Raw genomic sequence first — 20,268 nt, 5'->3', positions numbered from 1 at the left:
CCTCCCCTCCGTCCCTACCGGTCGGTATGCTCGGTCCGCCCGTGTGCCCGCGCCGCAGCCTGCCGCCCCTGGAGGGCCCATGCCCCGCACCGCCCTGCGCATCTGCCCCCTCTGCGAAGCCACCTGCGGACTCACCCTCACCGTCGAGGGCACCTCCGTCACCGGCGCGCGCGGAGACCGCGACGACGTCTTCAGCCGCGGCTTCATCTGCCCCAAGGGCGCGGCCTTCGGCGCCCTCGACGCCGACCCCGACCGGCTGCGCACCCCCCTCGTCCGCCGCGACGGCCAACTCCGGGAGGCCACCTGGGAGGAGGCCTACGACGCCATCGCCGCCGCCGTCCCCGCGCTCGTCGGCGCGTACGGGGCCCAGTCGGTCGGCGTTGTCCTCGGGAACCCGAACACCCACACCATGGCCGGCGCCCTCTACCCGCCGCTGCTCCTCAAGGCCCTCGGCACCCGCAACCTCTTCACCGCCAGCACGCTCGACCAGATGCCCAAGCACGTCTCCAGCGGGCTGCTCTTCGGGGACCCCTTCGCCATCCCGGTTCCCGACCTGGACCACACCGACTTCCTGCTGCTCCTGGGCGCCAACCCCCTCGAATCCAACGGCTCCCTGTGCACCGCCCCCGACTTCCCCGGCCGGCTCAAGGCGCTGCGCGCCCGTGGCGGGACCCTGGTCGTCGTCGACCCGCGCCGCACCCGCACCGCCCGGCTCGCCGACCGGCACCTGGCACCCCGCCCCGGCAGCGACGCGCTGCTGCTCGCCGCCCTCGCGCACACCCTCCTCGCGGAGAAGCTCGCCGCCCCCGGCGTACTGGAGGAACACGCCGAGGGCCTCGGGGAACTCGCCGCCGCCCTCGGGAGTTTCACTCCTGAGGCCGTGGCACCCGCCTGCGACCTCGCCGCCGATGACATCCGCACCCTCGCCCGCGAGCTCGCGGCCGCCCCCACGGCCGCCGTCTACGGGCGGATCGGCAGCTGCACCGTCGAGTACGGCACCCTCGCCAGCTGGCTCGTCGACGTGCTGAACATCCTCACCGGCAACCTCGACCGGCCCGGCGGAGCCCTCTTCCCGCTCTCCGCGACCGCCGGCGCGCCCCGGCCGGCCCGCCCCGGCAAGGGCTTCGCCCTCGGCCGCTGGTCGAGCCGGGTCAGCGGTCACCCCGAAGCCAAGGGCGAACTCCCCATCTCCGCCCTGGCGGAGGAGATCGAGACCCCGGGCGAGGGGCGGATCCGGGTGGTGATCGCCGTCGCCTCGAACCCGGTCCTGTCCGCACCCGACGGCGACCGGCTCGACCGGGCGCTGTCCGGCCTCGACTTCATGGTCTCCATCGACCCCTACCTCAACGAGACCTCGCGCCACGCCCACGTCGTACTGCCCCCGCCGCCGCCCGCGCAGAGTGCCCACTTCGACTTCGCGTTCAACGGGTTCGCCGTACGCAACCAGGCCCGCTACTCACCCGCCGCCATCCCCCTGGAGGAGGGGCGGATGGACGAGTGCGAGATCCACGCGCGGCTGATCCTCGCCGTCTCCGGCCTGCACGGTGCACCACCGGAGGCCGTCGACGAGCGCGTCATCGCCGACACCCTCGCCCGGGCCGTCACCGAACCCCACTCACCGCTCTTCGGTGCCGACCCGCAGGAGCAGGCCCGCCTGCTGTCGGGCCGCACCGGTCCCGAGCGGCGGCTCGACATGATGCTGCGCCTGGGCCCCTACGACCTGACCCTGGAGGATCTCCGGCAGAGCCCGCACGGCATCGACCTGGGCCCGCTGCGGCCCCGGCTCCCGGGCGTGCTGAGGACCCGCAGCGGCAGGATCGAGCTGCTCCCGGACCCGATCGCGGCCGAGCTGCCCAGGCTGCGCGCGACGCTCGCCGAACGCCCCGCCGGGCTGGTGCTCGTGGGCCGCCGCCATCTGCGGTCCAACAACAGCTGGTTGCACAACGTCCCGGCCCTCACGGGAGGTTCCAACCGCTGCACCCTCCAGATCCACCCGCAGGACGCGGTCCGGCTGGGCCTCACCGACGGGGGCCGGGCCAGGATCACCGCCGACGGCGGCGCGCTGGAGGTCCCCGTCGAGGTCACCGACACCGTGCGCACCGGTGTGGTGAGCCTTCCGCACGGCTGGGGCCACGACCGCACCGGCTCCCGGCTCTCGGTGGCCGCCGCCTCGCCCGGCGCCAACGTCAACCAGCTCCTCGACGGCAGCAGGCTCGACCCGCTGTCCGGTACGGCCGTCCTCAACGGCTTTCCCGTCGAGCTGACACCCCTGCCCTGAGCTGGGGTTTTGCTCGTATTGCTCACGTGCGGACGTCTTGTTGGCACAAGGAGGCGGCACCTACGTTCCCTGCATGCTGACCTTCCTCGGCTTCGCCATGATCGCGACCTTCCTGGTTCTGATCATGCTGAAGAAAATGTCGCCCATCGCGGCGCTCGTCCTCATCCCCGCGCTCTTCTGCGTGTTCGCAGGCAAGGGCGCGCACCTCGGTGACTACGTCATCGACGGCGTCGGCAAGCTGGCCCCGACCGCCGCCATGCTGATGTTCGCCATCGTCTACTTCGGCGTGATGATCGACGTCGGCCTCTTCGACCCGATCGTGCGCGGCATCCTGCGCTTCTGCAAGGCCGACCCCGTGCGGGTCGTGGTCGGCACCGCCGTCCTCGCCGCGATCGTCTCGCTCGACGGCGACGGATCGACCACCTTCATGATCACGGTCTCGGCCATGTACCCGCTCTACAAGCGGCTCGGCCTGAGCCTGGTGGTCATGACGGGCGTCGCCGCCACCGCCAACGGCGTCATGAACACCCTCCCGTGGGGAGGTCCCACGGCCCGCGCCGCCACCGCCCTCAAGCTCGACGCCGCCGACATCTTCGTCCCGATGATCCCGGCCCTCGCGGTGGGCCTGCTCTTCGTGTTCGTCCTCGCGTACGTCCTCGGCCTGAAGGAGCGCCGCCGCGTCGGACTCCTGGTCCTGCCCGGCCAGGAGACGGAGGTGGAGGCGGAGTCCCCGTCCCTCGTCACCGCCGGTTCCGGCGCGGCCGCGACCCCCACCCCCGCCCCCGCCCCCGCCCGCGGCTCCGGCTCCGCGGAGGCCGCCGGATCCGGCACCCCGTCCGGCGAAGGCGACGGCTTCCAGGGTCTGGACCCCCACCGTGCCACCCTGCGCCCGCGCCTCTACTGGTTCAACGCCGGGCTCACCGTCGCCCTCCTGACGGCCATGATCATGGAGCTGCTGCCCATCCCGGTGCTGTTCCTGCTCGGCGCCGCCCTCGCCCTCACCGTCAACTTCCCGCACATGCCCGACCAGAAGGCCCGGATCGCCGCCCACGCCGACAACGTCCTCAACGTCGCCGGCATGGTCTTCGCCGCCGCCGTCTTCACCGGGGTCCTCGCCGGCACCGGCATGGTCAAGCACATGGCCGACTGGCTCGTCGGCGCCATCCCCGAGGGCATGGGCCCGCACATGGCCCTGGTCACCGGCCTGCTCAGCCTGCCGCTCACCTACTTCATGTCCAACGACGGCTTCTACTTCGGCGTCCTGCCCGTCCTGGCCGAGGCCGGCGCCGCCCACGGGGTCTCCCCGCTGGAGATCGCCCGCGCCTCCCTGGTCGGCCAGGCCCTGCACATGTCCAGCCCGCTGGTTCCGGCCGTCTACGTCCTCGTCGGGATGGCCAAGGTCGAGTTCGGCGACCACACCCGGTTCACCGTGAAATGGGCGGCTCTCACCTCCCTCGTCGTCCTCGCGGCGGGGATGCTTTTCGCCATCATCTGACCCCGGCGGCCCCTGGCGCGCATAAAACTACCGGCGCTAGTTTGTAGGGTGTTGGCGAGGTCAGGTCTACGCGCTCGTGCGTGCTCGGGAGGAATGACATGAAGGCCCACGACGGGATGTACATCGGCGGGGAGTGGCGGCCCGCCGTCGGCCAGGACCGGATCGAGGTGGTCAACCCGGCCGACGAGCAGGTCATCGCCTCCGTTCCGGCCGGCACCGCCGAGGACGTGGACGCGGCCGTACGCGCGGCACGCGCCGCCCTGCCCGGCTGGGCGGCCACCGCTCCGGCCGAGCGGGCGGCTCTGATCGGCGCGCTGCGCGACGTGCTGGCCGCCCGCAAGAGCGAGATCGCCGAGACCATCACCGCCGAGCTCGGCTCCCCGCTGGGCTTCGCGGAGCTGGTCCACGTCGGATCGCCGATCGCGGTGGCCTCCTCGTACGCCGAGCTCGCGGGCTCGTACGCCTTCGAGGAGCGGATCGGGAACTCCACCGTCCTGCTGGAGCCGGTCGGTGTGGTCGGCGCCATCACGCCCTGGAACTATCCGCTGCACCAGGTCGTTGCAAAGGTGGCGCCCGCTCTCGCCGCCGGCTGCACCCTCGTCCTCAAGCCGGCCGAGGACACCCCGCTGACCGCACGGCTCTTCGCCGAAGCCGTGCACGAGGCGGGCATCCCGGCCGGAGTCTTCAACCTGGTGACCGGGACCGGCCCGGTCGCCGGGCAGGCCCTGGCCGCGCACGAGGGAGTCGACCTCGTCTCCTTCACCGGCTCGACCGCAGTCGGCAGGAAGATCGGCGCCACCGCCGGCGCCGCCGTCAAGCGGGTCGCCCTCGAGCTGGGCGGCAAATCGGCCAATGTCATCCTGCCCGGGGCCGACCTGGCCAAGGCCGTCGCGGCGGGCGTGGGCCACGTCATGAACAACACCGGCCAGAGCTGCAACGCGCTCACCCGGATGCTCGTCCACCGGGACCAGTACGAGGAGGCCGTCTCCCTCGCGGCCGCCGCCGTCGCCCAGTACCCCACGGGCGACCCGACCGACTCGGCCACCCGCCTCGGCCCCGTCGTCAACGCCAAGCAGCACGAGCGCGTGCGCGGTTACATCGCCAAGGGCATCGAGGAGGGCGCCCGCCTCGTCGTCGGCGGCCCCGACGCTCCGCACCAGCAGGGCTACTTCGTCGCCCCGACCGTCTTCGCCGATGTCACCCCCGACATGACCATCGCCCAGGAGGAGATCTTCGGCCCGGTGCTGTCGATCCTCCCGTACGAGGACGAGGAGGACGCCCTGCGCATCGCCAACGGCACCGTCTACGGCCTGGGCGGCGCCGTCTGGGCCGCCGACGAGGAGACGGCCGTGGCCTTCGCGCGCCGTATGGACACCGGGCAGGTGGACATCAACGGCGGCCGCTTCAACGTGCGCGCGCCCTTCGGCGGTTACAAGCAGTCGGGCGTCGGCCGCGAGCTGGGCACCCACGGGCTGGCCGAGTACCTCCAGACCAAGTCCCTGCAGTTCTGAGTCGGGAGAAGACGACCATGGTCCGCGCCGCCATCCTGCCCGCTGTCGGAGCCCCGCTGGAGATACGGGAGATCGTGCTGCCCGATCCCGGCCCGGGGCAGGTCCGGGTGCGGCTCGCCGCAGCCGGGGTCTGCCACTCCGACCTCTCCCTCACCAATGGCACCATGCGGGTGCCCGTGCCCGCCGTCCTCGGCCACGAGGGCGCGGGCACGGTCCTCGCCGTCGGGGAGGGCGTCACCCATGTCGCGCCCGGCGACGGGGTGGTGCTCAACTGGGCCCCGTCCTGCGGAGAGTGCCACCACTGCGCCATCGGAGAGGTCTGGCTCTGCGCCAACGCCCTCACCGGGGTCGGGGCCGTCTACGCGCACGACGCCCAGGGCACCGAGCTGCACCCGGGGCTGAATGTGGCCGCCTTCGCCGAGGAGACCGTCGTCGCGGCCACCTGCGTGCTGCCCGCGCCCGCCGGCATACCGCTCGCCGAGGCCGCCCTGCTCGGCTGCGCGGTACTTACCGGCTACGGCGCCGTCCACCACAGCGCCCAGGTCCGCCCCGGCGAGTCCGTCGCCGTCTTCGGCGTCGGTGGCGTGGGCCTGGCCGCCCTCCAGGCGGCCCGGATCGCCGGGGCCGGCCCGATCGTGGCCGTCGACGTCTCCCCGGCCAAGGAGGAACTGGCGCGCGCGGCCGGGGCCACGGACTTCGTACTCGCCTCGGACACCACCGCCAAGCAGATCCGCGCCCTCACCGGCGGGCAGGGCGCGGACGTCGCCGTGGAATGCGTCGGCCGGGCGGAGACCATCCGCGGCGCCTGGGAGTCCACCCGCCGGGGCGGCCGCACCACCGTGGTGGGCATCGGCGGGAAGGAGCAGCAGGTCACCTTCCACGCCCTGGAGGTCTTCCACTTCGCCCGCACCCTCACCGGCTGCGTCTACGGCAACAGCGACCCCGCCCGCGACCTCCCGGTGATAGCCGAACACGTCCGCGCGGGCCGCCTCGACCTCGGCGCCCTGGTCACCGACCGCATCACGCTCGACGGCATCCCGGCCGCCTTCGACGCGATGCTGGCGGGCAAGGGCGGGCGCTCGCTCGTCGTGTTCTAGGCCGAGCAGACTCGTTGGCCCTCCGTCCCGGGCCCGGCCCGGGACGGAGGCGCGCGTCAGCGCGCCCTTATGCGCCGGGTTTCGCAGACGTCCCGCGCGTCAAGGCCTCGTACTGGAGGGCCAGGCCGTCCAGCAGTGCCGCCAGGCCCGTTTCGAAGGCGCCCTCGTCCACCTCCCGTTGGCGCTCGGCCAGCAGGTGGGCCTGGCCCAGGTGTGGGTAGTCCGACGGGTCGTATGCCGCCTCGTCGTCCACGAACCCCCGGGCGAACGAGGCCACCGCCGAGCCCAGGATGAAGTAGCGCATCAGCGCGCCGATCCGGGTCGCCTGCGCCGGCGGCCAGCCCGCCGCCGTCATCGCGCCGAACACCGCGTCCGCCAGCCGCAGACCCGCCGGGCGGCGGCCCGGCCCGCGCGCCAGCACCGGCACGATGTTCGGATGGTCGGACAGGGCGTCCCGGTACGAGTGCGCCCAGGCGTGCAGGGCCGCGCGCCAGTCCCCTGCGGCCTCCGGTTCGAACATCGACAAGTCGACCCGCGCGCTCACCGCGTCCGCGACCGCCTCCAGGATCTCGTCCTTCGTGCGGAAGTGGTTGTACAGCGAGGGCCCGCTGACCCCCAGCGCGGCCGCCAGCCGCCGCGTCGACACCGCCTCCAGCCCCTCCGCGTCCACCAGCGCTCCCGCCGCCTCGACGATGCGGGCTCTGCTGAGGAGGGGCTTGCGCGGTCTGGCCATGCGCCACATAGTAGGGCCTGCCCGCCATAAACTACCGGTGCTAGTTAACGGCCGCGACGACCCGCCCGGAGGTGCCCGGTGAATCTGGAGCTGAGCGAGGAGCAGACCGCCGTACGCAGGCTCGCCCGCGAGTTCACCGAGCGCGAGGTCGCCCCGTACGCCGCCGAGTGGGACCGCGCCGAGAGCATGGACCGGGCCATCGTGAAGAAGCTCGGCGCGCTGGGATTCCTCGGGCTGACCGTCCCCGAGGAGTACGGCGGCTCCGGCGGCGACCACCTCGCCTACGTCCTGGTCACCGAGGAACTCGGCCGCGGCGACTCCGCCGTGCGCGGCATCGTCTCCGTCTCCCTCGGCCTCGTCGCCAAGACCATCGCCGCCTGGGGGACCGAGGAGCAGAAGCACGCCTGGCTGCCGCGCCTCTGCTCCGGGGACGCCCTCGGCTGCTTCGGCCTGACCGAGCCCGGCACCGGCTCCGACGCCGGCAGCCTCACCACCCGCGCCGTGCGCGAGGGGGACTCCTACGTCGTCAGCGGCAGCAAGATGTTCATCACCAACGGAACCTGGGCCGACGTGGTCCTGCTCTTCGCCCGCACCGACGACGAGCCCGGCCACCGCGGAATCTCCGCCTTCCTGGTCCCCACCGACACCCCCGGCCTCACCCGCCGCGAGGTCCACGGCAAGCTCGGACTGCGCGGCCAGGCCACCGCCGAACTCGCCCTCGACGGCGTCCGCGTCCCCGCCTCCGCGATGCTCGGCCCCGAGGGCAAGGGGTTCTCGGTGGCCATGTCCGCCCTGGCCAAGGGCCGTATGTCGGTCGCCGCCGGCTGTGTCGGCATCGCCCAGGCGGCCCTGGACGCGGCCGTCTCGTACGCCGCCCAGCGCGAGCAGTTCGGCAAGCCGATCGCCCACCACCAGCTGGTCCAGGAGCTGATCGCCGACATCTCGGTGGACGTGGACGCCGCCCGCCTGCTGACCTGGCGGGTCGCCGATCTCATCGACCGCGGGCAGCCCTTCGCCACCGAGTCCTCCACCGCGAAGCTCTTCGCCTCCGAGGCCGCCGTGCGCGCCGCGAGCAACGCCCTCCAGGTGCACGGCGGCTACGGCTACATCGACGAGTACCCGGCCGGCAAACTGCTGCGCGACGCCCGCGTGATGACCCTGTACGAGGGCACCAGCCAGATCCAGAAGCTGCTCATCGGCCGCGCCCGCACAGGAGTTTCGGCCTTCTGAGTACGTAGGTGAGTACGCGCACCCATGCGGCCGCCGCGGCCCGGCCCGATGCTCGACCCATGAACGAGACACCGGTCAAGCAGCAGAACACGGGGGCCTACTACGGCCAGGCCGTCGCCTCCTTCGGCATCGCCCTCGCCGCCGTGGCCGTGGGGATCTACAACCTGGAGGTCGACGGCTGGGTCCGCGCCTTCCTCGGCATCGCGGTGCTCTACCTCACCACCTCGGCCTTCACGCTGGCCAAGGTGGTCCGCGACCGCCAGGAGGCCACCGGGATCGTCAGCCGGGTCGACCAGGCCCGGATGGAGAAGATCCTGGCGGAGTACGACCCGTACGCGCCGAAGTAGCCCCGCCCCGCCCCGCCCCGCCGGGCCGGTCCGCGGCCGCGTGCGCTAAGCGCTTGCTCACCCTCGGGTAAGGTGTCACTTCCACACGGTGAAGAGGGTGAGTGAGCGATGGACAGCGCGGAGGAGACGGCCGGCGGCTACCAGCCGTGGTCCGAGGTCACCCCCGACGCCGCGCGGCGGCTGCTCGTCGCCGCCGTCGAGGCCTTCGCGGAGCGCGGCTACCACGCCACCACCACCCGCGACATCGCGGGCCGCGCCGGCATGAGCCCGGCCGCCCTCTACATCCACTACAAGACCAAGGAAGAGCTGCTCCACCGGATCAGCCGGATCGGCCACGACAAGGCCCTGGAGATCCTGGAGACGGCTGCCTCGGGCCCGGGCGCCGCGGCCGAGCGGCTCGACGCCGCCGTACGGTCCTTCGTACGGTGGCACGCGGCGCACCACACCACCGCGCGCGTGGTCCAGTACGAGCTCGATGCTCTCGCTCCGGAGCACCGCTCCGAGATCGTGGCACTGCGCCGGCAGAGCGACGCCGCCGTACGCCGCATCCTGGCCGACGGGGTCGCGGCGGGGGAGTTCGACGTCCCCGACGTGCCCGGCACCACCCTCGCCGTGCTGTCGCTCTGCATCGACGTGGCCCGCTGGTTCAACGCGGCCGGACGGCGCACGCCCGACGAGGTCGGCGCGCTCTACGCCGACCTCGTGCTGCGCATGGTGGGCGCGCGCCCTCAGAAGTAGTAGCGGGACACCGACTCCGCCACGCACACCGGCTTGTCGCCGCCCTCGCGCTCGACCGTGACCGTGGCCGTCACCTGCACGCCGCCACCGGCCTCCGTGACCTCCGTGATCACGGCGGTGGAGCGCAGCCGCGACCCGACCGGCACCGGCGCCGGGAAACGCACCTTGTTCGTCCCGTAGTTGATGCCCATCTTCATGCCCTCGACCCGCATGATCTGCGGCACCAGGCTCGGCAGCAGCGACAGGGTCAGGTAGCCGTGCGCGATCGTGGAACCGAAGGGACCGTCCGCCGCCCGCACCGGGTCCACGTGGATCCACTGGTGGTCGCCGGTGGCGTCCGCGAAGAGGTCGATCCGCTTCTGGTCCACCTCCAGCCACCCGCTGGGGCCGAGCGGCTCGCCGATTCCGGCGTGCAGCTCCTCGGCGGACGTGAAGACCCTCGGCTCGGCCATGCCCTGCTCCTGTCTCTCGCTTCTCTCACCCGAACACTCGACACTCGAATAAGCGCTTGCTCAGCATGCGGGGACCGTATGTGTATGTCAACGGACCTCCGACTACCCTCGGCCGGGTGCCGCAGATTCCCGAGAACGTCCACGAACTCACCGTCGGCCAGCTGTCCGCGCGCAGCGGCGCGGCCGTGTCCGCGCTCCACTTCTACGAGTCCAAGGGCCTGATCAGCAGCCGCCGCACCTCGGGCAACCAGCGCCGCTACACCCGCGACGCACTGCGCCGGGTGGCCTTCGTACGGGCCGCGCAGCGCGTGGGCATCCCGCTCGCCAGCATCCGCGACGCGCTCGCCCGGCTCCCCGAGGAGCGCACCCCCAACCACGAGGACTGGGCCCGCCTTTCCGAGGCCTGGCGCGCCGAGCTCGACCAGCGGATCGCCCGACTCGGCCGCCTGCGCGACCACCTGACGGAATGCATCGGCTGCGGCTGCCTCTCGCTGGAGACCTGCGCGCTGTCCAACCCGGATGACGTCTTCGGCGAAAAGCTCACCGGCTCACGCCTGTAGCCGCCGCCCCGGCCCGTTCGGCCCCGGCCCGGTCCAGCGCGGTGCGGGCCGCCGTCACCAGCTCCGCGTTGGACCGCGCCCGCCGCCCGTCCGGCAGGTGCAGCACATCGCCGGCGCCGGTCCGCGCGCCCGTACCGCACCGCGCGGCCAGCCGCAGCACCGGCCAGGCGGCGGCCTCCCGCCCGTACAGCAGCACCGCCACCGGCGGCAGCCCCCGCAGCCCCGCCACCAGCGCCGGATCCGCCGTCGCGAGCTCGGCCGCCAGCCGGACCCGCCCGGGCGCACGCACCGGCCAGGCCAGGAACCGCGCCATCGGCTCCGGCCCTGCCGGCCCGCCCAGCGGAACCACCGCGTCCACCGCGACCCCCCGCGCCAGCAGGGCCTCCGTCAACTCCTCGGCCCCCGGCTCCGCGAAGGCCACCGCCGCCCGGTCCGGCAGCACCGTCCAGGACCGCACCCGTTCCAGTCGCCCCGCCGGATCCGGCTCGGCCGCGATGCTCGCCGGCACCGACAGCGGTACGAGGACCCCCGCGCCCCGCATCGCCTCCAGCGCCGGCCCAACCACCCGGGGCGAAAGGCTCTCCCGCCCGCACGGGGTCCGCGGATGCACCAGTACCTCCCCGGCCCCGGCGGCCACCGCGGCCAGCGCCGACTCCGCCAGGTCCGCCGGGGACATGGGCACGGCCGGCCCGTCGGCGGCGCCCCGCGAACCGTTCAGCGACACCGGCAACGACACCGGCAACGACACCGGCAACGGCACCGGCAACGACACCCCCACGGGCGACCGGGCCCTCACGCCGCCCCCGCCGCCGGGACGTCCGCCAGCGACCGTCTCGGCGCGGGGAGGTCCACCAGCGCCGGTCTCGGCACCACGATCCCGCAGCCCCCGCACACCGGCCCGTCCCAGGCCCACGCCCCCTCCCAGGGCCCGACCGGAGCCGAGGCGGCCGCCCCCTCCGGCCACCGCAACTCCCGCTCCCCGCAGACCGGGCACGCCGTCCCCGGCTCCGACTCCAGCGCCCGCACCAGCCGCCGCAGCACCTCGCCCAGCGCCCCCTCCGGCCGCACCCACGGATCCGCGCACCGCACCACCGCGTCCCCGCTGCCGCCCCACGCCCACTCCGGCCGGCGCAGCCCGTGGTACTTCTCCCGGCGGCGCCGCTCCGCGAACTGCCGCTCGTACTCCAACCAGACCGCCCGCGCGTCCTCCAGCTCCTCCAGCGCGGCGACCAGCCGCAGCGGATCCGCCCCCCGGTCCTCGGGGGCGATCCCGTGCCGGTCGCACAGGTGCCACCACGTCGCCCGGTGCCCGTACGGGGCGAACCGCTCCAGGCAGCGGCGCAGGGAATGGCGCCGCAGGGCCCGGTCGTTGCGCGCGTCGCGCACCTGGTAGGCCAGACTCCGGAATCCCGCCATCACACATTCACCTCCGCCGATGTGCCCAACATGCCCGGCCAACGGCGGGCGCATGCGGGGGCGGACGAGGCGTGCGGGTGGCACATGGCCGGAAGTCAGCGCCCCATGCGCCCCGCCGCCACCACCACCCGGGCCAGCTCCTCGTGGCAGATGTCGCTGTGCGCCCCCGAGGGGGCGCCGCCGCGCCGGACCACCGAACCCGCGTCCACGCTGACGCAACCGCTCGCGGGCACCCCCTCGCGCAGGGCCGCGTCCAGGGTCAGCCGGGGCGCGCCCGGGACCGCCTGCACCCCGTCGTGCCCGATCGCTCCCCACCGCTCGTCGAAGCCGAGCACTCCGGCCGAATCCCCTGCCATCCGGGAGGCCAGCGGATAGAACACCTTGAGGGCGCTGTCGTGCGGGGAGTGGCAGGCCACCACCGGTCCGTCGACCTTCCGCTGGAGGCCGGCGAGGGCGCCGCCGCGGCCCCCGTCGTGCGGCAGCCGCTCGGAGAACGCGTAGTGGGAGAAGGCGCCCTGGAGCAGGGTCACGGAGGCCGTGTACCGGGCCCCGTCCGGTACGGCGCGCAGCGAGAAGGACACCACCCGCGCGCCGAAGCTGTGCCCGATCAGGTGGATCCGCAGCCCCGGCCGGCGGCGCGCCAGCCCGTCCAGCACCGGGCCGAGCCCGCGCTCGCCGACGAGCCCCGCCCGGTTCTTCATCTTGTAGTACGTCGCCTGTCGCAGCAGCTCCTTGGCGCCCTTCCACAGGCCGCGCAGCCCGCCGCCGATCGACAGGCCCCGCTCGTCGTCGCCGTCCCCGGGCGGGGCGCCCGCCTCCGCCAGCGCGAGGGTGAGGGTCCGGCACACCTCCAGGACGTCCTCGGTGAAGAGCGCGGGCACCGCCGGGGCGACCGCCGCCGGTACGGAGTCCACCCCGGCCAGCTCCCGTACGAGCGCCCCGAATTCGACGAAGGCGGCCGCCGACTCCGGCCGCTCCTCCAGCAGTTCGGCCACCCGGTCCAGCTCCGCCCGCCGCCGGGGCCAGAACTCCCCGAGGGCCTGCCGGGTGCCCGGGTCCAGCGCCGGTCCGAAGCCGGGTTCGGCGAGCGCGCCCGGCGCCTCGAAGTCCGGTATCGGCTCGTCCGAGAAGCGGATCGACGGCCATACGACGCCCACGTACCCCAGCCGTACCTGCGACCCCACCAGCCCCGGGAAGGGGGCGAAGAACCGGTCGTAGAGCCGGGTCGCCGTGGACCGGTCGCTGTTCCAGCCGTGCGCGAAGACCAGCAGGTCCGTGGCCTCGATCCGGCCCACGGCCTCCTGAGTGGCCCGGTCCACGTCCCCCTCCGCGTCGAAGGTCAGCTCCGCGTACGGCCCGACCCCGATCCCCGTCGCACCTGACATGACGTCCCCCTCCACGCCGCGCCTACCGGTCCCACCAGCATCCTGCGGAGGCCCCCGCCCGGCTAGGGGTCGGGCTCACCCGTACAGCAAGTACTCCCCCCGCACCGCCTCGAAGCGGGCCAGGCCCGCCGCCCAGTCGCCCGCGATCTCCTCCACCCCGGCTCCCGAGTCCACGAGCGTGCGCACCCGGTCCGAGCCCGTCAGCCGGTCGATCCAGTGGTCCTCGCGCCAGGCGAAGCCGCTCCACGTCCGCCGCGCCGTCACCAGCAGGCCGATCCCGGCCCGGACCGGATCGAAGGCCTCCCGGTCGTGCACGATCAGCCGGATCCCACCGCAGACCTTGCCCGCGTGCTTGGAGAAGGTGGGCGTGAAGTACGCCTCCCGGAACCACACACCGGGCACGCCCAGCGCGTTCGCAGCCTCCGCCCACCGGCGGTCGATGCCCTCCGCGCCCACCACCTCGAAGGGCGTGGTCGTCCCGCGCCCCTCGGACAGGTTCGTGCCCTCGAACAGGCAGGTGCCGGCGTAGGCGAGCGCCGTGTCCGGGGTCGGCATGTTCGGGCTCGGCGGAATCCAGGGCAGCCCGGTCGCGTCGAAGAAGGACTCCCGCCGCCACCCGGTCATGTCCACCGTCCGCAGCCTGACCGGCCTGTCGGCCAGGAACTCGCCGTTGAACAGCAGGGCCAGCTCCGCCGCCGTCATCCCGTGCGCCAGCGCGATCGGCTCCCGGCCCACGAAGCTCGCGTACGACCGCTGCAGCACCGGCCCCGCCGCCCGCCGGCCGCCCACCGGGTTGGGCCGGTCCAGCACCACCACCGCCTTGTCCGCGAGGGCGGCGGCGCGCATGCAGTCATAGAGGGTCCAGATGTAGGTGTAGAAGCGCGCCCCGACGTCCTGGATGTCGAAGACGACGGTGTCGATCCCGGCCGCCGTGAACACGTCCGCGAGCCGCTGCCCGCTCTTGTCGTACGTGTCCCACACCGGCAGGCCGGTCGCCGGATCACGGGAGGCCCCCTCCGAGTTCCCGGCCTGCGCCGTGCCGCGGAAGCCGTGCTCCGGCCCGAACACCGCGACCAGGTTCACCCGTTCGTCCGCGTGCAGTACGTCGACCAGGTGGCGGGCATCGGCGGTGATCCCGGTGGGGTTGGTGACCACCCCGACCCGCTGGCCGGCCAGTGCGGCGTACCCGTCGGCGGCGAGCCGCTCGAAACCGGTCCGCACCCGGTCCGCCCGCCCGGCCCGGCCCCGATCCGCCGGCGCGGCGCTCGGCGCGGAGGCGCCCACCGCCCCCACCGCTCCCATGGCCCCCGCCAGTCCCAGCACCCCGCGTCGCGACAGCGTCATCCGGCCACGCTAGGAGGCAGACCCCTTCCGCCCCGACATACCGACTGGTTAGTCTGCCCACGATCCCCCCATCCGGCCACGAAAGGTGATCCCCGTGAGCGCGTACCAGGACCAGCGAGTCGTCGTCACCGGAGCGGGCGGCGGCATCGGCGCGGCCCTCGCCCGTCGCTTCGCCGCCGAGGGGGCGACCGTCGTCGTCAACGACCTCGACCCCGCCAAGGCGGCCTCCGTGGCGGGTGCGATCGGCGCCCGCGCGGTCGCCGTGCCCGGTGACGCGTCGGAGATCGTGGCCGAGGCCCGCGAGGCCCTCGGCGGCGGCGTCGACATCTACTGCGCCAACGCCGGACTCGCCTCGGGCGGCGACGCGTTCGCCGACGAGGCCGTCTGGGAGTCGGCCTGGGACACCAACGTCATGGCCCACGTCCGTGCCGCCCGGCTGCTGCTGCCGGACTGGCTGGAGCGCGGGGACGGCCGGTTCGTGTCCACCGTCTCCGTCGCCGGACTGCTGACCATGATCGGGGCGGCCCCGTACAGTGTCACCAAGCACGGTGCGCTCGCCTTCGCCGAATGGCTGTCGCTGACCTACCGGCACCGCGGTGTCCAGGTCCACGCCATCTGCCCGCAGGGGGTGCGCACCGACATGCTGACCGCCGCGGGCTCGGCGGGCGAACTCGTCCTCGCACCGACCGCGATCGAGCCGGAGGCGGTCGTGGACGCACTGTTCGACGGCATGGAGAAGGGCCGGTTCTTGATCCTCCCGCACCCCGAGGTCGCGGACTTCTACGCGGCCCGCGCCACAGAACCGGACCGCTGGCTGACCGGCATGAACCACCTCCAGCAGAAGTGGGAGGCCCGATGACCGAGCCCTCCCCGGGGGAACCGGCAGCCCCGGCAGCCCCTGCGGTCCCTGCAGCCCAGGCAACCCCTGCAGCCCCGGCGGTCCCCGCTGTCCCTGCGGCCTTGGCAGTCCCTGTGGCCCCCGCGCCCCCGGCGGCATCCGGGTACGCCTCCAAGCCCTGGCTCGCCCTGCTCAGCCCGGCCCAGCGGGCGGCCGTCGCACCGCCGCCCACCGTGCTGCACGCCTTCCGTGACGCCGTGGCCCGCGCCCCCGAGCGCACCGCGCTGGCCTACTTCGACGGCCGTACGAGCTACGCCGAGGCCGACGCGCTCTCCGACTCCGTCGCCGGGCACCTCGCGGCGCGCGGCATCCGCCGCGGGGACCGGGTCGCCGTGATGCTCCAGAACACCCCGCACTTCGTGCTCGCCGTCCTCGCCGCCTGGAAGGCCGGGGCCGTCGTCGTCCCGCTCAACCCGATGTACAAGTCCGGCGAGGTCGGCCACATCCTGCGCGACTCGGGGGCCGCCGCGCTGCTCTGCGAGGGCGCCGCGTGGGAGGCGTACCTCCGCGAGACGATGCGGGGGACCGGCGTGGGCACCGTACTGACCGCCCGCAAGGAGGACTTCCAGACCCGCAACGACCCCCGTGTCTTCCCGGCCGCGGCTCACAGGGATTCGGGGCTCCGCCCCGGACCCCGCACGGGCGCTCTGCGCCCGTCGCCTCAAACGCCCGCGGGGCTGGACGCGCCGACGGCGGCGGATCTGCTCACCGTGGCCCGCCAGGGCCACCCCGGGCCGCCGGACGCGGAGCTCGCCGCCGCCGACACCGCCCTCATCAGCTACACCTCGGGCACCAGCGGCACCCCCAAGGGCGCCGTGAACCCGCACGGCGCGCTCACGTACAACGCGGTACGACAGGTCACCGGGCACCCCCTCCCCGAGGGCGCCACCTACTTCGCGCTCGCCCCGCTCTTCCACATCACCGGCATGGTCTGCGAGCTCGCCGCCTGCTTCGCCAACGCCGGCACCCTCGTCCTCGCCCACCGCTTCGACCCCGGGGTCGTCCTCGACGCCTTCCTCGAACACCGCCCCGCCTACACCGTCGGCCCGGCCACCGCCTTCATGGCCCTCACCGCCCACCCCGGCGTCACTCCCGACCACTTCGCCTCCTTCCAGGTGATCTCCTCCGGCGGAGCCCCGCTGCCGCCCGCGCTCGTCGAACGGCTGCGCGCCTCCTTCGGCTTCTACCTGCGCAACGGCTACGGCCTCACCGAGTGCACCGCCCCCTGTGCCACGGTCCCCGCGCACCTCGAAGCCCCCGTCGACCCCGCCTCCGGCACCCTCTCGGTCGGCCTGCCCGGCGCCGACACCGTCGTCCGCATCCTCGACGAGCAGGGCGCCGAGCTCCCCTTCGGCGAGACCGGCGAGATAGCCGTACGCGGCCCCCAGGTCGTGCCCGGCTACTGGGGCCTGCCCGCCGACACCGCCAAGGCCTTCCCCGACGGCGAACTGCGCACCGGGGACGTCGGCTTCATGGACGAGGCCGGCTGGCTCTACGTCGTCGACCGCAAGAAGGACATGATCAACGCCTCCGGCTTCAAGGTCTGGCCGCGCGAGGTCGAGGACGTGCTCTACACCCACCCCGCCGTCCGCGAGGCCGCCGTCGTCGGCGTCCCCGACCCCTACCGCGGGGAGAGCGTCAAGGCCTACGTCAGCCTTCGCCCCGGCACCTCGGCCGAACCGGCCGAGCTCTCCGCGTACTGCGCCGAGCGCATCGCCGCGTACAAATACCCGCGCCAGGTGGAGATCCTGCCTGTCCTTCCGAAGACGACCAGTGGCAAGATCCTGCGACGGGAACTGCGCGACCGCGGCTGAAAACAGTCGGACGGTCGTACAGCTGGGAAAGGGAAGGGAAGGTCGGCGCCATGGCTGCCAGGACCACGGAACCCGAAGGCACGCACGAGGCCCCGGTACCGCAGCGGCTGCTGGCCGTCGCCACCCGGCTCTTCGCCGAGCGCGGCTACGACCGCACCTCCGTACAGGAGATCGTCGAGGCCGCCGGAGTCACCAAGGGCGCGCTCTACCACTACTTCGGGTCCAAGGACGACCTGCTGCACGAGGTGTACGCGCGCATGCTGCGCCTCCAGCAGCAGCGGCTCGACGCGGTGGCCGATTCCGACGCGCCCGTCGAGGAGCGGCTGCGGGCGGCCGCCGCGGACGTGGTCGTCACCACCATCGAGAACCTCGACGACGCGGCGATCTTCTTCCGGTCGATGCACCAGCTCAGCCCCGAGAAGTTCAAGCAGGTACGGGCCGAGCGCCGGCGCTACCACGAACGCTTCCGGGCGCTGATCGAGGAGGGCCAGCGCAAGGGGGTGTTCTCCACCGCCACCCCCGCCGACCTGGTCGTGGACTACCACTTCGGCTCCGTGCACCACCTGTCCACCTGGTACCGCACGGACGGCCCGCTCACGCCGCAGCAGGTCGCGGATCATCTCGCCGACCTCCTGCTGCGCGCCCTGCGTCCGTAGCGAGGGCCGGGTAGTCGTTGTAGCCCTCCGGCCCGTGTACGTGCATCAGGAACTCCGGCCGGAGCTCGCCCAGCGGCGCGCCGGTGCGCAGCCGCTCCGCGAAGTCGGGATTGGCGAGGAACCCCCGGCCGAGCGCGACCAGATCGGCGCCCCCGGCCAGCAGGAGCTCGGCCCGCCGCCCGCCGCCGTCGGCCGCGACCTCCTCGTGGGAGAGCCGCGGGTTGGCGATCAGGGTGCCGGGCCAGGCCGCGCGGATCTCCCGGAAGAGGGGCTGCTCGGGGTCGGCGTACACCTGGTGGAGGTATACGGGTCCGAGGTCGGCCAGGGCCTTGACCAGCGCCGGGTAGATCTCCTCGGTGTCGCCCTCCTGGATGCCGTTGACGTTCACTCCGGGCGAGATCCGTACGCCGACCCGCTCCGGGCCGATGGCCCCGGCGACGGCCCGGACCACCTCGACGGCGAACCGGATCCGGCCCTCCACGGACCCGCCCCACTCGTCGGTGCGCAGGTTGGTGTTCCGGGACAGGAACTGGTGGAGCAGGTGGCCGTTGGCGGAGTGCACCTCCACCCCGGCGAAGCCCGCCTCGACGGCGTTGCGGGCGGCGCTCGCGAAGTCCGCGATGGTGGACCGGATGTCCTCGGCCGTCATCTCGCGGGGCGCGACGGCGTCCCGGAGCCCGCCGGGGGTCTGCAGCTGCTCGGGGAAGCGCACCGCGGACGGGGCGAGCGGGACGTGCCCGCTGGTGTCGGGGTGGCCCACCCGGCCGCCGTGCTGGAGCTGGAGGAACATCCGCCCGCCGGCCGCGCGCACGGCATCGGTGACGCGGCGCCACCCGGCGATCTGCGCCGCACTGTGGATGCCGGGGATGTGGGGGTACGTCTGGCCGACGGCGTTGGGGGTGGTGCCCTCGGCGATGATCAGGCCGGCCGAGGCGCGCTGGGCGTAGTGGGTGGCCATGAGCGCGCCCGGGACGCCGTCGGCCCCCGCGCGATTGCGCGTCAGCGGCGCCATGACCAGGCGGCTGGGCAGCTCCAGGGCCCCGAGGCGGGCGGATTCGAAGAGACGGGATGCGGCGGGTACCCGCGGTGTGTGCGTCATGCCGGTACCGTAGAACTTGACACTGATGTCAGATTCAAGGCCGAGGTGGGGCATGCGGATCGGTGAACTGGCGGCGCGCACCGGCGTGAGCGAGCGCTCGCTTCGCTATTACGAGCAGCAGGGCCTGCTGGTGTCCGACCGGACGCCCGGCGGCCACCGGGACTACCCCGAGCGGGCCGTCGACCGGGTCATCCGGATCCAGGAGCTCTACGCGGCCGGCCTGCACAGTACGAAGATCGCGCGGATCCTGCCGTGCATGCGGGACGAGGACGGCGGCCCGTCGGTGCGCGCCACCCCGGCGCTGGTGGCCGAGCTGACCACCGAGCGGGAGCGGATCGACCGGATGATCGGCGATCTGCTCCGCTCCCGCGAGGTGCTGGACGAGGTCATCGAGGCGGCGGCGGGCCGCGTCGCCTCGCCTTCCTAGGGGCCGGGCCTCAGCCCAGCGGCAGGACCTTGCGGCCCCAGGTCTCCTCGGTCACCACGGCGAAGGAGATGTACCAGGCGATGCCGGCGCAGAGCAGTCCGAGCCAGCCGCCGACGTGGCCCAGGGCGGTGACCTGGGACAGGTCGCCGAGAGCCAGGAAGAGGAAGGTCAGCGCCAGTACGGTGAAGAGCAGCCGGTGCGCGAGGTCCAGCTTCATGGCGGCGATGGACATGTACGCGGTGAAGACGAACCAGGCCACGAGGAACCAGCCCGTCGCGATGTGGGCCTGGTCGGCCGGGAGCGTCGGGACGACGAACTTCACGTAGCCCGCGAAGGCCATCCAGAACGCGCCGTAGGAGACGAAGGCCGTGGTCCCGAAGGTGTTCCCGCGCCGGAACTCCAGCACGCCGGCGACGAACTGCGCGAGACCGCCGTAGAAGAGGGCGAGCGGCAGCACGACCGCGCTGAGGGCCGCGTTCGGGATCAGGCCCGAGTTGAAGAGGCTGAGCACGAAGGTGGTCAGCGCGAACGCGGCCAGCCCGAGCGGTCCGGGGTTGGCCGTTGCCGAGGCCTGCGGCGCGGTGACGGGGGTGGGTGCGGTCGTGGGCACGGCCGGGGCCAGGGTGGAGCTGGGCATGACGAAGGGCACTTTCGGTGGGGGGAGATCCCGAATATATCGGACTTCCCAACTGGTCTGGACCACCAAAGGTCCGCCCGGGCAGGACCGAAGCCCCGTGCCGGGCCCCCGGGAAACCTGTTCCGCGGCCCGGCCCGGCGGCCGGACCCAG

General features: G+C 73.5%; 20 protein-coding genes. 12 read left to right on the top strand and 8 right to left on the bottom strand.

Annotated elements, in window-relative coordinates:
- Positions 1–79: 79 nt before the first annotated feature.
- The 4 genes from ACGFYU_RS12210 (at position 80) to ACGFYU_RS12195 (ending at position 6,381) form a co-directional block, all read left to right on the top strand.
- The gene (locus tag ACGFYU_RS12210; protein WP_393827202.1) at positions 80–2,278 is read left to right on the top strand and encodes a molybdopterin oxidoreductase family protein; all 2,199 of its coding nucleotides are present in this window, start codon (positions 80–82) and stop codon (positions 2,276–2,278) included.
- Positions 2,279–2,351: 73 nt separating this feature from the next.
- Positions 2,352–3,773, top strand: a complete 1,422-nt coding sequence (locus tag ACGFYU_RS12205) for a CitMHS family transporter (RefSeq protein WP_393827201.1) — start codon at positions 2,352–2,354, stop codon at positions 3,771–3,773.
- A gap of 98 nt (positions 3,774–3,871) precedes the next feature.
- Positions 3,872–5,284 (top strand): aldehyde dehydrogenase family protein, encoded by a 1,413-nt coding sequence (locus ACGFYU_RS12200; RefSeq protein WP_393827200.1) that lies wholly within the window; start codon positions 3,872–3,874, stop codon positions 5,282–5,284.
- Between the two features lie 17 nt (positions 5,285–5,301).
- Positions 5,302–6,381 (top strand): Zn-dependent alcohol dehydrogenase, encoded by a 1,080-nt coding sequence (locus tag ACGFYU_RS12195; RefSeq protein ID WP_393827199.1) that lies wholly within the window; start codon positions 5,302–5,304, stop codon positions 6,379–6,381.
- A gap of 67 nt (positions 6,382–6,448) precedes the next feature.
- Here ACGFYU_RS12195 and ACGFYU_RS12190 read toward each other — a convergent pair whose 3' ends face one another.
- Positions 6,449–7,114 (bottom strand): TetR/AcrR family transcriptional regulator, encoded by a 666-nt coding sequence (locus tag ACGFYU_RS12190; RefSeq protein ID WP_393827198.1) that lies wholly within the window; start codon positions 7,112–7,114, stop codon positions 6,449–6,451.
- A gap of 78 nt (positions 7,115–7,192) precedes the next feature.
- On the opposite strand from ACGFYU_RS12190, the gene ACGFYU_RS12185 reads away from it, so the two are divergent.
- From ACGFYU_RS12185 to ACGFYU_RS12175, 3 genes are all read left to right on the top strand, one after another.
- Entirely contained in the window at positions 7,193–8,344 is a 1,152-nt protein-coding gene (locus ACGFYU_RS12185) for an acyl-CoA dehydrogenase family protein (RefSeq protein ID WP_393827197.1), read from the top strand.
- A gap of 59 nt (positions 8,345–8,403) precedes the next feature.
- Positions 8,404–8,691 (top strand): YiaA/YiaB family inner membrane protein, encoded by a 288-nt coding sequence (locus ACGFYU_RS12180; protein ID WP_393827196.1) that lies wholly within the window; start codon positions 8,404–8,406, stop codon positions 8,689–8,691.
- 108 nt (positions 8,692–8,799) lie between these two features.
- The gene (locus tag ACGFYU_RS12175; protein WP_393827195.1) at positions 8,800–9,429 is read left to right on the top strand and encodes a TetR/AcrR family transcriptional regulator; all 630 of its coding nucleotides are present in this window, start codon (positions 8,800–8,802) and stop codon (positions 9,427–9,429) included.
- Here the strand turns inward: ACGFYU_RS12175 and ACGFYU_RS12170 are convergent.
- Positions 9,420–9,881 (bottom strand): MaoC family dehydratase, encoded by a 462-nt coding sequence (locus ACGFYU_RS12170; RefSeq protein ID WP_382644261.1) that lies wholly within the window; start codon positions 9,879–9,881, stop codon positions 9,420–9,422. The genes ACGFYU_RS12175 and ACGFYU_RS12170 overlap by 10 nt on opposite strands.
- Before the next feature lie 116 nt (positions 9,882–9,997).
- Here ACGFYU_RS12170 and soxR point away from each other — a divergent pair, with 116 nt between their 5' ends.
- A complete protein-coding gene (gene soxR, locus ACGFYU_RS12165) occupies positions 9,998–10,441 on the top strand; it encodes a redox-sensitive transcriptional activator SoxR (RefSeq protein ID WP_393827194.1) in 444 nt (147 codons plus the stop codon).
- Here soxR and ACGFYU_RS12160 read toward each other — a convergent pair.
- The 4 genes from ACGFYU_RS12160 to ACGFYU_RS12145 form a co-directional block, all read right to left on the bottom strand.
- Positions 10,422–11,177 carry a 3-keto-5-aminohexanoate cleavage protein gene (locus ACGFYU_RS12160; RefSeq protein WP_393827193.1) on the bottom strand — a complete coding sequence of 252 codons (756 nt, stop codon included), beginning with the start codon at positions 11,175–11,177 and terminating at the stop codon, positions 10,422–10,424. The two genes, soxR and ACGFYU_RS12160, sit on opposite strands and share 20 nt — an antisense overlap.
- 56 nt (positions 11,178–11,233) lie before the next feature.
- Positions 11,234–11,857, bottom strand: a complete 624-nt coding sequence (locus ACGFYU_RS12155; RefSeq protein WP_393827192.1) for a hypothetical protein — start codon at positions 11,855–11,857, stop codon at positions 11,234–11,236.
- A gap of 95 nt (positions 11,858–11,952) precedes the next feature.
- On the bottom strand, positions 11,953–13,242 hold the full coding sequence (locus tag ACGFYU_RS12150; RefSeq protein ID WP_393827191.1) for a serine-threonine protein kinase: 1,290 nt from the start codon (positions 13,240–13,242) through the stop codon (positions 11,953–11,955).
- A gap of 75 nt (positions 13,243–13,317) precedes the next feature.
- Positions 13,318–14,586: an exo-beta-N-acetylmuramidase NamZ domain-containing protein gene (locus ACGFYU_RS12145; protein WP_393827190.1), complete on the bottom strand. Its 1,269-nt coding sequence runs from the start codon at positions 14,584–14,586 to the stop codon at positions 13,318–13,320.
- A gap of 85 nt (positions 14,587–14,671) precedes the next feature.
- Between ACGFYU_RS12145 and ACGFYU_RS12140 the strand changes: the two genes are divergently transcribed.
- From ACGFYU_RS12140 to ACGFYU_RS12130, 3 genes are read left to right on the top strand one after another with little or no spacing between them, the layout of a single operon-like run.
- Positions 14,672–15,445 carry an SDR family oxidoreductase gene (locus ACGFYU_RS12140; RefSeq protein WP_393827189.1) on the top strand — a complete coding sequence of 258 codons (774 nt, stop codon included), beginning with the start codon at positions 14,672–14,674 and terminating at the stop codon, positions 15,443–15,445.
- The gene (locus tag ACGFYU_RS12135) at positions 15,442–17,298 is read left to right on the top strand and encodes a class I adenylate-forming enzyme family protein (protein WP_393827188.1); all 1,857 of its coding nucleotides are present in this window, start codon (positions 15,442–15,444) and stop codon (positions 17,296–17,298) included. Before ACGFYU_RS12140 ends, ACGFYU_RS12135 begins: the two co-directional genes overlap by 4 nt.
- Before the next feature lie 50 nt (positions 17,299–17,348).
- Positions 17,349–17,954: a TetR/AcrR family transcriptional regulator gene (locus ACGFYU_RS12130; protein WP_393827187.1), complete on the top strand. Its 606-nt coding sequence runs from the start codon at positions 17,349–17,351 to the stop codon at positions 17,952–17,954.
- Here the strand turns inward: ACGFYU_RS12130 and ACGFYU_RS12125 are convergent.
- Positions 17,893–19,053 (bottom strand): alkene reductase, encoded by a 1,161-nt coding sequence (locus ACGFYU_RS12125; protein ID WP_393827186.1) that lies wholly within the window; start codon positions 19,051–19,053, stop codon positions 17,893–17,895. The genes ACGFYU_RS12130 and ACGFYU_RS12125 overlap by 62 nt on opposite strands.
- 52 nt (positions 19,054–19,105) lie before the next feature.
- Here ACGFYU_RS12125 and ACGFYU_RS12120 point away from each other — a divergent pair, with 52 nt between their 5' ends.
- On the top strand, positions 19,106–19,480 hold the full coding sequence (locus tag ACGFYU_RS12120) for a MerR family transcriptional regulator (protein WP_393827185.1): 375 nt from the start codon (positions 19,106–19,108) through the stop codon (positions 19,478–19,480).
- Between the two features lie 10 nt (positions 19,481–19,490).
- Here ACGFYU_RS12120 and ACGFYU_RS12115 read toward each other — a convergent pair whose 3' ends face one another.
- On the bottom strand, positions 19,491–20,117 hold the full coding sequence (locus tag ACGFYU_RS12115) for an acetate uptake transporter (protein ID WP_393827184.1): 627 nt from the start codon (positions 20,115–20,117) through the stop codon (positions 19,491–19,493).
- Between the last annotated feature and the right edge of the window lie 151 nt (positions 20,118–20,268).

It is taken from the genome of Streptomyces sp. NPDC048337, assembly GCF_043201175.1.
Lineage (GTDB): Bacteria > Actinomycetota > Actinomycetes > Streptomycetales > Streptomycetaceae > Streptomyces.
The sequence above is the reverse complement of the archived record's forward strand: the minus strand, read 5'-3'. Positions and strand labels throughout refer to the sequence as shown.

Bases quoted from the DNA above. Each gene is read 5' to 3' on its own strand.
- ACGFYU_RS12210 (WP_393827202.1), top strand. From the start codon at position 80: ATGCCCCGCACCGCCCTGCGCATCTGCCCCCTCTGCGAAGCCACCTGC.
- ACGFYU_RS12205 (WP_393827201.1), top strand. From the start codon at position 2,352: ATGCTGACCTTCCTCGGCTTCGCCATGATCGCGACCTTCCTGGTTCTG.
- ACGFYU_RS12200 (WP_393827200.1), top strand. From the start codon at position 3,872: ATGAAGGCCCACGACGGGATGTACATCGGCGGGGAGTGGCGGCCCGCC.
- ACGFYU_RS12195 (WP_393827199.1), top strand. From the start codon at position 5,302: ATGGTCCGCGCCGCCATCCTGCCCGCTGTCGGAGCCCCGCTGGAGATA.
- ACGFYU_RS12190 (WP_393827198.1), bottom strand. From the start codon at position 7,114: ATGGCCAGACCGCGCAAGCCCCTCCTCAGCAGAGCCCGCATCGTCGAG.
- ACGFYU_RS12180 (WP_393827196.1), top strand. From the start codon at position 8,404: ATGAACGAGACACCGGTCAAGCAGCAGAACACGGGGGCCTACTACGGC.
- ACGFYU_RS12175 (WP_393827195.1), top strand. From the start codon at position 8,800: ATGGACAGCGCGGAGGAGACGGCCGGCGGCTACCAGCCGTGGTCCGAG.
- ACGFYU_RS12170 (WP_382644261.1), bottom strand. From the start codon at position 9,881: ATGGCCGAGCCGAGGGTCTTCACGTCCGCCGAGGAGCTGCACGCCGGA.
- ACGFYU_RS12155 (WP_393827192.1), bottom strand. From the start codon at position 11,857: ATGGCGGGATTCCGGAGTCTGGCCTACCAGGTGCGCGACGCGCGCAAC.
- ACGFYU_RS12150 (WP_393827191.1), bottom strand. From the start codon at position 13,242: ATGTCAGGTGCGACGGGGATCGGGGTCGGGCCGTACGCGGAGCTGACC.
- ACGFYU_RS12145 (WP_393827190.1), bottom strand. From the start codon at position 14,586: ATGACGCTGTCGCGACGCGGGGTGCTGGGACTGGCGGGGGCCATGGGA.
- ACGFYU_RS12135 (WP_393827188.1), top strand. From the start codon at position 15,442: ATGACCGAGCCCTCCCCGGGGGAACCGGCAGCCCCGGCAGCCCCTGCG.
- ACGFYU_RS12130 (WP_393827187.1), top strand. From the start codon at position 17,349: ATGGCTGCCAGGACCACGGAACCCGAAGGCACGCACGAGGCCCCGGTA.
- ACGFYU_RS12125 (WP_393827186.1), bottom strand. From the start codon at position 19,053: ATGACGCACACACCGCGGGTACCCGCCGCATCCCGTCTCTTCGAATCC.
- ACGFYU_RS12120 (WP_393827185.1), top strand. From the start codon at position 19,106: ATGCGGATCGGTGAACTGGCGGCGCGCACCGGCGTGAGCGAGCGCTCG.
- ACGFYU_RS12115 (WP_393827184.1), bottom strand. From the start codon at position 20,117: ATGCCCAGCTCCACCCTGGCCCCGGCCGTGCCCACGACCGCACCCACC.